This is a genomic window from Nocardiopsis listeri (assembly GCF_020741345.1).
GTDB lineage: Bacteria > Actinomycetota > Actinomycetes > Streptosporangiales > Streptosporangiaceae > Nocardiopsis > Nocardiopsis listeri_A.
The window spans coordinates 1-3333 of record NZ_DYZD01000279.1; the positions used below are offsets into that span (position 1 = coordinate 1).

Genomic DNA, 3333 nt, shown 5'->3' on the forward strand with positions numbered 1-3333 from the left:
GGGGCCGGGCTCTCGGCCCCACGCGCCCCCATGTTCGAGGCGGGGTCGGGGGCCGGTCTCCGGTTGGGAAGGACACGCGGCGGGAAGTTCAACCTTCGGGAAAGCTCCGAGCCCTTGAGGAGGGACCGTGACCCACTCCCTGATCACGACCCCGCACCAGGCCGGGTGCGGTTGTGGTTCCGGATGCGGCTGCGGCTGCCAGAGCGGTGGCTCCTGCAACTGCGGCGGAAACTGCGGTTGACCCTCGCGGAGCGCCCGGCGGCCACCGGGCCCCGCCCCCTACCAGCGGGCTGCCCCTCCCCTTGGGGGCAGCCCCTCCCACCGGCCGGCGACCGAACGTTTCCGGCGGTTTCGCACGCACCGACTCGCGACAACGCGCAACGATGTGTGTACTGTGAGTCACAGCGTTTCCCTGCAGGGAGAGACGCCGGGTACCCACCCGTTGGGGGAGATCAGCGATGCCGCCGTTCACCAGTCCAGCGAGCCGGAGGGGACGACCCTCCGAACACGCGCGCCTGCTCCAGTGCGTGCAGGAGATACTGGAACGCTCCGACCGGGCCGTGCCCTGGGAACCGGACACCGTCGGACTCCCCGACGCCCACTCCGACAGCGCCCTGGCCCGCATCAACGACGTCGCCTTCTACGCGAACGCCCGCAACGAGGTCGCCACCCTGGCCGGCGTGTGCGTGCACCTGCTCCTCCTGCACAACCCCGAGGGGGACGACGGGCCCCGATGCCAGGGCTGTCGACTCCCCTGGCCCTGCCCGACCTTCGGTGAGATCTCCCGCCTCCTGGGCTGAGCACCCCCACCCCGCGCAACGGACGTCGCCCGCCGAAGTCGGGGCGCGATCCGACTTCGACGGGCGACGGTCTTCCTGCCCGCCGTCAACGACATCTCGCGGCCGAACCGTCGGGACGCCCTCACCGGGCGGGACATACCCAGAGAGTAAACTGGAACCCGTTCTACCGCAAGACCCGAGTCGGATTCTGAACAGGCATAGAGTGCAGTAAAATAAGGACGATCAGCTTTTCTGGAACAAGATCTATTCCGGACTCACACCTGGAACTGGACGGCGGCGCGGTCGGCGAGCAGCGGCCGGATCACCGCGAGCGCGGCCTGGTGGTCGGGGTGGTCCCGGTAGGCGACGAACGCCGCCTCGTCGGCGACGTCGGCCACCACGGCGAAATCGAAGGTGTCGGGGCCGATCCCCAGGTCCGGGCCGAAGGTGTACGCGTCGAGCGCGGAGATCGCACCGGGCAGGATCCCCAGCGCCTCCTCCACCCGTGCGATCTGCTCGGGGGCGGTGCCGTCCTGCCAGCGGAACAGAGCGATGTGTCGAAGTGCCATGCCGCCGAACCTACCGGGAGTCGCGATCCGGTGCGGGGGGTGGCCAGGCCCAGGGGCGGGGGACAGCCCCTGGGACCGACCTTGGTCGGCAGACGCGGTGACCGCTCCCCACCGGAATGGAGACTCTCCCGCCGGTCACCCGCGGGGCGTGCCGTGCAACTTCGACGTTAACGAAGCATCGGCGACACGAACACCCCTGTTGGATAACCGGAACGTCTCGATTGACCGAAAGGTGATGGGCACGACAGCGCGCCCACCTGCGACGACGGAACGTCACCGCAGCATGCGGTCATGACCGGAGGCGGAAAACCACCCCTCATGCACGCCCGGAATACGGTCGGCACACAAAACCCCCCGCCGGAAACCGCAAGACAATACCCTCCGCAACAATCACTGAAACGGTTGCAGAGGGTTGCAATTCCGACGGGGGGCGAACAAAGAAGAGGGAGGCCGAGAAGTCGACCCGTGAGTCAACTAATCCTGGTCGCCAGTAGATACGCGCTCGGCGAATCGGCGTCGACTATTTCGCCGACGCGCCAGACCTGACCTCCGACACTGAACACGTCGCCCACGCGAACATCGATCATGGGAGTGGGACGCCACTCCTTCGGCCCACCGATCTTGGCCACCGGGCGGCCCTCGTCGTCGATCCAGAAACTCCCGCCGCCAACGGGCCCCCCGGCGAAGCGGTCGTTTCGACCGTAACTGATCTTCTCTTGCGCACCGATCTCGTGAGCCACCGTGGATGCAATCCCAACCGTCTCGGGTTCTATTGAAAACGCTTCCATATTAACCCTCTCCCTGTCATTACACAGGGGACAGAGGGAGCGTCCCAGCGTTTTGAGCAGAATAGCCGACAAAGGTAATGCGCGGGCCGGGACCTTGGTCCTGACCCGCGCATGAGATCTGCGGAGAGTGACGACTAGTCGTCGGATCCCCGGTTGCCCTTGAGGCGACCGACCAGGGTCTCCAGGGCGGAGCTGAACGGATGGTCGTGCACCATGTACGTCCACGTCATCGACGGACGCTTCACCCCGACCTGACTCACGTCCAGCTCACCGTCGACCACCTCCAGCTCGGCGAAGCTCTCGGCGGCGCGGGCTCGGGCCTGGTCCAGGAAACCCTTGAAGACCGGGACGGCCTCACGGTTGAACTCGTCCAGGGGGTCGCGACGACCCAGGTAGCGCAGGTGGATGCCCTCCCGCAGTTCCGACAGGAACGCGTTGTGGTCGGTCCAGCCACGGTCCAGGTGGTAGAGGGTGATCATCCGGGAGGCGTCGCCGACGCGCTCGGCGTCCAACTCCTCCACGAGTTCCTCGTGGCGTTCCTTCTGGTCCTTGGCGATGTGCCGGTCGCCCTGGTCCCCGGTCAGGACCAGCTCGCGGTGCTCCAGGACCACCTCGCGCTGCACGTCGATCAGCTTGTTGTAGCGCCAGGTGTTGCGGTGCACCTCCAACAGCTGTCCCTCGGAGACCCGCTGGGCGTGGTCGACCATGTCCAACCACGCCTCGTCGGTGATCTCGCCCGCGGCTGTGGTCTTGTAGCCGGTGCTCTCCGAGGCGTTGTTGAGGAGCAGGTCGTCGTCCATGCTCACGAAGAAGATGGAGTCGCCCGGGTCGCCCTGCCGTCCGGCGCGGCCGCGGAGCTGTCCGTCCAGACGGCTGCTGGGGTAGCGGCCGAAGCCCATCACGAACAGGCCACCGGTCTCGACCACTCGCTCCCGGTCGGACATGTCGCTGCCGCCGAGCCGGATGTCGGTACCGCGACCGGCCATCTGGGTCGAGACGGTGACGGCCCCGTAGGTGCCGGCCTCCGCGATGATGGACGCCTCGTCCGCGTCGTTCTTGGCGTTGAGGACCACGCACTCCAGACCGGCTTCCTGCAGACGCCCGGCCAGCAGTTCCGATTCGGCCACGTCCTGAGTACCGATGAGGATGGGGCGTCCCGTCTTGTGGACCTCTTCCACCTTGGCGACGAGGGCATCC

The 3333-nt window shown here is 67.1% G+C and carries 3 protein-coding genes and 1 pseudogene; 1 reads left to right on the forward strand and 3 read right to left on the reverse strand.

Annotated elements, in window-relative coordinates:
* The first annotated feature begins 458 nt into the window (after nt 1-458).
* Entirely contained in the window at nt 459-800 is a 342-nt protein-coding gene (locus K8V84_RS14945) for a hypothetical protein (protein ID WP_304075224.1), read from the forward strand.
* Nucleotides 801-1054: 254 nt separating this feature from the next.
* Here the strand turns inward: K8V84_RS14945 and K8V84_RS14950 are convergent, their stop codons facing one another.
* From K8V84_RS14950 to K8V84_RS14960, 3 genes and pseudogenes are all read right to left on the reverse strand, one after another.
* Entirely contained in the window at nt 1055-1348 is a 294-nt protein-coding gene (locus tag K8V84_RS14950; protein WP_304075226.1) for a Dabb family protein, read from the reverse strand.
* A 470-nt stretch (nt 1349-1818) separates the two neighbouring features.
* A complete protein-coding gene (locus K8V84_RS14955; RefSeq protein WP_067606468.1) occupies nt 1819-2088 on the reverse strand; it encodes a DUF6406 domain-containing protein in 270 nt (89 codons plus the stop codon).
* Nucleotides 2089-2270: 182 nt separating this feature from the next.
* Nucleotides 2271-3333, reverse strand: a pseudogene (locus tag K8V84_RS14960) (accessory Sec system translocase SecA2); the annotation flags it as partial.